This is a genomic window from Neisseria sp. HMSC70E02 (assembly GCF_001838645.1).
Classification (GTDB): domain Bacteria; phylum Pseudomonadota; class Gammaproteobacteria; order Burkholderiales; family Neisseriaceae; genus Neisseria; species Neisseria macacae.
The window spans coordinates 22,664-29,052 of the sequence record NZ_KV838063.1; the positions used below are offsets into that span (position 1 = coordinate 22,664).

Annotated in this window: 5 protein-coding genes; all 5 read left to right on the forward strand. The window is 57.3% G+C overall.

From position 1 onward, the window contains the following. The first annotated feature begins 38 nt into the window (after positions 1-38). The 5 genes from HMPREF3277_RS01080 (at position 39) to HMPREF3277_RS01100 (ending at position 5,981) form a co-directional block, all read left to right on the forward strand. Entirely contained in the window at positions 39-524 is a 486-nt protein-coding gene (locus HMPREF3277_RS01080) for a GNAT family N-acetyltransferase (protein ID WP_003763291.1), read from the forward strand. A gap of 346 nt (positions 525-870) precedes the next feature. Next, positions 871-2,238, forward strand: a complete 1,368-nt coding sequence (locus tag HMPREF3277_RS01085; protein WP_070869779.1) for a M16 family metallopeptidase — start codon at positions 871-873, stop codon at positions 2,236-2,238. A gap of 157 nt (positions 2,239-2,395) precedes the next feature. Further along, positions 2,396-3,694, forward strand: coding sequence for a M16 family metallopeptidase (locus tag HMPREF3277_RS01090; protein WP_070869780.1), 1,299 nt, complete (start codon positions 2,396-2,398; stop codon positions 3,692-3,694). Between the two features lie 315 nt (positions 3,695-4,009). After that, positions 4,010-5,263, forward strand: coding sequence for a UDP-N-acetylglucosamine 1-carboxyvinyltransferase (gene murA / locus HMPREF3277_RS01095; RefSeq protein WP_003763283.1), 1,254 nt, complete (start codon positions 4,010-4,012; stop codon positions 5,261-5,263). Positions 5,264-5,363: 100 nt separating this feature from the next. Then, positions 5,364-5,981, forward strand: a complete 618-nt coding sequence (locus HMPREF3277_RS01100; protein WP_003763279.1) for a tellurite resistance TerB family protein — start codon at positions 5,364-5,366, stop codon at positions 5,979-5,981. The last annotated feature ends 408 nt before the right edge of the window (positions 5,982-6,389 follow it).

Consider the following 6,389-nt stretch of genomic DNA (forward strand, 5'->3'; position numbering starts at 1 on the left):
AAAAGGAGGCATTTTCAGGCGGAAGGCGCGGGCGTATCATGCCCTTCATGAACATCACGCCTTTACGCCCCGAACACGTCGAACCGCTCGCCCGCGCGCTTTATCTGCAATGGCATGACTTTGCGCCGTGGTCGTCTATGGACAAAATCCGCGCCTATTACGCGGAATGCCTGAACGGTGAAAACCTGCCGCTGGCGTTTGCCGCCGTCGGAAAGGACGGCGCGCTGCTGGGTTCTGCCGCGCTCAAACGGCACGATATGGAAGAGTTTCCCCAATACGAATATTGGCTGGGCGATGTGTTCGTTTTGCCCGAACACAGGGGGTCGGGCGTGGGCGGCCTGTTGATTGGACACTGCCTCGCCGCCGCCCGCCAAATGCGCCTGCCCAAGCTTTACCTTTATACGCCGGACGTGCAGTCGGTTTACGAGAAATACGGCTGGTGTGAAATCGCGACCTGTCGGCACAACGGCGAGACGGTGTCGGTAATGGAATTGGTATTGGAGGGGGACGGACAATCCGGTTGAATGTGACGCCCATCTTGTGACGCAGGGGTCGTCTGAAAACCCAATCTTTGATTTTCAGACGACCTTTTTATTTACGCATATGGGAACTGTTTATCATTGCAACGTTCTATAAAAGGATTGACTTCAAAGCGATACGGCGTTGCCGCGCCTTGTCCTGATTTGAAGTCTCTCCGGCATATTTTGGCTGAAGCGGAATCACTCGAAAACGGCGGCCTCATTACCGTTTTTATTGATTTTGCTTCAGCGCAGACTGAAACGGGCGGACAGCCGTTTCGTCCCGTTCTCGGTAATATTTTGCACTCAAGCAGAGACTGCTCTGCGCCAGACCGACTGAGAGGAATCCAGATTGAACAGCTTACGCCATCTTGCCCTGATATTTGCTTTGTCCGCGCCCGTACTCACGCTGGCGCAGACCGTATCGCAAACGCTGCCCAACGGGTTGAAGATTATTGTGAAAGAAGACCGCCGCGCGCCGGTCGCCGTGTCGCAGCTTTGGTATAAAGTCGGCAGCGTGGATGAAAAACAGGGCAAAAGCGGTTTGAGCCATGCCTTGGAACACATGATGTTTAAAGGCACGCAGGCCGTACCTTCGGGAGAATTCAACCGCCGCGTCGCCGCTTTGGGCGGAGAGAGCAATGCCTACACCAACCGCAGCGAGACGGTTTATTACGAAAACATCGCGGCGGCAAACCTGCCCGAAGTGTTGAAGCTCGAAGCCGACCGGATGCACAACCTCAATTTCAGCGATGAAGAATTTCAAAATGAAATGAACGTCATCCGCGAAGAACGCCGCCAACGCACGGAAGACACGGCGGACGGCAAGCTGTGGGAACAGGTGTATCTGAACAGCTTTACGCTGCCTTCGATGAAAGCCGCGGTCATCGGTTATATGGATGATTTGCACACGCTCAAAGCCGATGACCTGCGCGACTGGTATCGGCAATATTACGCGCCGAACAACGCCGTTTTGGTGATTGTCGGCGATGTCGATGCCAAAAAGACGCTCAAAACCGCGGCGGAACTGTTCGGCAACATTCCCGCCAAGCAGCAGCCCGACCGCAATATGCTTGCCAACGAACCGTTCAAACGCGAACCTGTGAATTTTCAGACGACCTCGGTGGTCACGCGCCAACCCTTGGTCAGCTTGAACTACCGCGTCCCCGGATTGGAAAGTCTGGACGACAGACTGCCCTATGCGCTGGATGTCCTGTCGGAAATCTTGTCGGGCAACTCGTCCAGCCGCTTGGATAAAAACCTGATACGCGGCAAACAGATGGCTTTGAGTACGGGCGCAAGTTACGACCTGATCAGCCGTGAAATGCCGTTGTTCAGCATCTTCGCCATGCCGGCGGACAACGTCGAAGTCGATGCCGTCATCGCCGAATTGCGCCGCGAATTGAAAGACATCGCCGAAAACGGGGTCAGCGCCGAAGAGCTGAACCGCATCAAAGCGCAGTCGGAAGCGTCCGAAATCTACGAGCGCGACTCTATGGAAGCACAGGCTTCCATCATCGGGCGGCTGGAGGCGCGCGGCTTCGAATACAGCGACGAAGCGGAAATCCGCCGCCGCCTGAAAGCCGTCAGCGTCGAAGATGTGCAGGCCGCCGCGCAGTTGCTGACGGACGACCGCTTGGCGACCGTGGTTGTGATGCCCGATCCGAAAATCCTGTACCACCCGATTGTTCAGGCGGCAAACAAGCCTCAACCTAAATAAACCGACCAAAGGGGTCGTCTGAAACCGCTTTTCCCGTTTTCAGACGACCTCCGAACCGACCCCGCCCGAAGTGGCACATGACTCGGAACGGGACGGAATACGGCACCAAACCGCCCTTCCGCCCCGGCAGCCGGGTTAAACCGCAAAGGAATATCCGATGAAATCCCTTCCCCTCATATTAGCCCTCGCCTTCTCCACCGCCGCGCAGGCAGGCGTGGACATCCAACGCTGGACCACCGGCAACGGCACAGAAGTCCTTTTGGTCGAGCAACACGACAACCCCATCGTCGATATGCAGGTCAACTTCAAAGGCGCGGGCAGCGTGTTCAACCCCGAAGGCAAAAGCGAAGTGGCGGAATTCACCGCCGCCCTGCTGACCGACGGCACGGAAAAGCTGGACGAAGAAGCCTTTAATGCCGCCGCCGACGACATTGCCGCCCAAATCGACAGCAGCAGCGGACAGGAAAGCTCTGCCGCCGTCTTGCGCAGCCTGAGCCGCCCCGAAACGCTCAAAAAAGCCGCCGGACTGCTCAACCAATCCCTGACGTACCCCCGTTTTGACCCCGCCGTGTTCGACCGCCGTCAAAAAGAGGCGGTGACCACCCTACAGCAACAGGAAACCACCCCCGACTTTACCGCCGGACGCGCCCTGACCAAACTTGCCTATCCCGACCACCCATACGGCAGCGGCGCCAACGTCACCGCGGAGAGCATCCGCAAAGTCAACCTTGACGACATCCGCGCGTTCCACCGCAGCCGCTACGGCAAAGACAACGCCATCGTCGCCATCGTCGGCGACATCAACCGCAAACAAGCCGACCAGCTTGTGAAAAACGTGTTGAACGGACTGCCCGACCGCAGCAAAGCCGCCCACACCGTCCCGCCCGTCAAACCCAATCCGGCACAACGCCGCGACATCCCGTTTGCCGGCGAACAGGCGCAAGTCTTGCTCGGTATGCCGCTGATTAAACGCCACGACCCCGACTATTACGCCTTGGTTGCCGGCAACTACATCCTCGGCGGCGGCGGTTTCGACAGCCGCCTGATGAAAGTCTTGCGCGACCGTTACGGCTACACCTACGGCGTATACAGCAACCTCGAACCGGCGACCGAAGCGGGTATGTTCACCATCGCCTATTCCACCCAGAAGAAAAACACCAAAGACTCGCTCGTACAGGCTCAGGCGGTCATCAAACAATTCATCGAAGAAGGCCCGACCGAAGAAGAACTGGCGCAAGCCAAAGCCAACATCATCGGCAGCTTCCCCCTGCGTTTCGATTCCAACGCCAAGCTGGTGAAATACCTCAGCATCATCGGTTATCACAACCTGCCCAACGACTATCTCGAAGCCTACCCCAAAGCCATCGGCAAATTGACCGTGGCGCAAGTCAAAGACGCTTGGAAGCGCCGCGTCAAACCTGAAGATTTGCACATTGTCGTCGTCGGTGCCGAATAACCCCGCCGCCTATCCTTGTCCGACGGATACAGCCTGTCGGACAAGGCTTGAGGGAAACGGCGGCCTCATTCCGCCGCGCAGCAAAAAGGTCGTCTGAAAGCGCAGCTTCGACAATATCCCAACAGACATTGCGAAGCTGCGCCCGACAGTTTTCAGACGACCCTTCCGACCATTCGTACCCCGTAAACGCCCTTCGGAAGAATTCTCCCCGCCCGCCCGCAAAAACCGTCAAAATCCCTTATAATTCCGAACCTAAACGAATCCCGTCCTGCCGGCAGCGCCGTCGGGACTTGTCTTAACAACGAAAGAAACACTGTGGACAAACTCAAAATCACCGCCAACGGCCCACTCAACGGCGAAATCACCGTATCCGGCGCGAAAAACGCCGCCCTGCCGCTGATGTGCGCCGGACTCTTGACCTCCGGCACCCTGCGCCTGAAAAACGTACCCATGCTCGCCGACGTCAAAACCACCCAAAAACTGCTGCAAGGCATGGGCGCGCGCGTTTTGACCGACAACATTCACGAATTCGAAATCAACGGCGGCACCGTCAACAACACCTGCGCCCCCTACGAACTGGTGAAAACCATGCGCGCCTCCATCCTCGTGCTCGGCCCGACGCTGGCGCGTTTCGGTGAAGCCCAAGTCAGCCTGCCCGGCGGCTGCGCCATCGGTTCGCGCCCCGTCGACCAGCACCTCAAAGGCCTCGAAACCATGGGTGCGGAAATCACCATCGAACACGGCTACGTCAAAGCCAAAGGCCGTCTGAAAGGCACGCGCGTCGTCATGGACGTCGTTACCGTCGGCGGTACGGAAAACCTGCTGATGGCGGCAACCCTCGCCGAAGGCACGACCATCCTCGAAAACTGCGCCATCGAACCCGAAGTCGTCGATTTGGCGGAATGCCTCGTCAAAATGGGCGCGAAAATCAGCGGCATCGGCACATCAACCATGACCGTCGAAGGCGTAAAAGAGCTGCACGGCTGCGAACACAGCGTCGTGCCCGACCGCATCGAAGCCGGTACCTTCCTCTGCGCCGTCGCCATGACCGGCGGCAAAGTCGTCCTGCGCAACGCCGCTCCCAAAACCATGGAAGCCGTATTGGACAAACTCGTCGAAGCGGGCGCGATCATCGAAGCGGGCGACGACTGGATTTCCATCGACATGCAGCAGCGTCCCAAAGCCGTGGACATCCGCACCGTCGTCCACCCCGGCTTCCCGACCGACATGCAGGCGCAGTTTATGGCGATGAACGCCGTTGCCGAAGGCGACAGCCGCGTCGTCGAAACCATCTTTGAAAACCGCTTCATGCACGTTCCCGAACTCAACCGCATGGGCGCGAACATCACCACCGAAGGCAACACCGCCTTCGTCAAAGGCGTGGAAAAACTCTCCGGCGCCGTCGTGATGGCGACCGACCTGCGCGCCTCCGCCAGCCTCGTCATGGCAGGCTTGGTCGCCGGCGGCGAAACCATCGTCGAACGCATCTACCACCTCGACCGCGGCTACGAACACATCGAGAAAAAACTCGGCCAAGTCGGCGCGAAAATCGAGCGGGTACGCGGTTAAGAGCCTTGTGTGAACAGGTCGTCTGAAACGCCCCATCCCGATTTCAGACGACCCCGAGCCTCCATTTCAGACCCAAACCGACCACCATGAGGGGATCATCATGAACTTCAACAACCTGCTCAATCAAATCTTGGGAACCGTTCAAAAAAGCGGCAAATCCGTTTCCGACAGCCCGCTCAATTCTTTTGGCGGCGGCGCTTTGGTCGGCGGACTGGCGTCCATGCTGATGAAGAAAAAAACCGCCAAATCGCTGGTCAAAGTCGGCTCCGTGGCGGCTTTGGGTTATCTGGCGTATCAGGGTTATCAAAACTGGCAGAAAAACAAGCAGCAGGAAGCCGTGCCGCAAGGCGCGTTCGAGCCTGCCGGACTGCTCGCCGAAACACACAGCCGCGTGATTTTGCGCACCATGATTGCCGCCGCGGCTTCGGACGGTCTGATTGACGAAACCGAAAAACAAGTCATCGCCCGTGAAAGCGGCGACGACCCCGAAACCGCCGCATGGCTTGCCGCCGAATACGCCAATCCGGCAACGGTAGAAGAACTCGCCGCCGCCGTCGGCAACGATCAGGCATTGGCAGCGGAAACCTATCTGGCGGCACGATTGGTCTGCGCAGACTTGTCCCGCAAAGAAATCGTCTTCCTCAGCCGCCTGTCGCAAGCCTTGGGACTGGACGACAATCTGGTGGAAAGCTTGGAAAAACAGCTGGAATTGGCATAACGCTTTGTATAGTGGATTAAATTCAAATCAGGACAAGGCGAGGAAACGCCGTACCGGTTTAAAGTTAATCCACTATAAAACCGACCATCCGCGACGAAACGGATAGTCGGTTTTTTATTCGGTTCAACCTTTGCCTGAACACCCGATTCAATGCCAAGGGGTCGTCTGAAAAGTTTCAGACGACCCCTTTTCAACATAACGAGCAGGCTTGTCTTCTCCTCCACCCGATCGCAAAAGAAAGGGAAAGAGCAGCTTTCGGCTACGCGGCATACAGTCCGCAAACCATGCTTTCCCGACATACCGAAAGAAAACCGTTTCCCTGATACGGCTGCGCCCGTTTTGAAATCGCCCTTTTCCCGAAACCCGATCCAATCAAAAAAGGTCGTCTGAAACTTTTCAGACGACCTT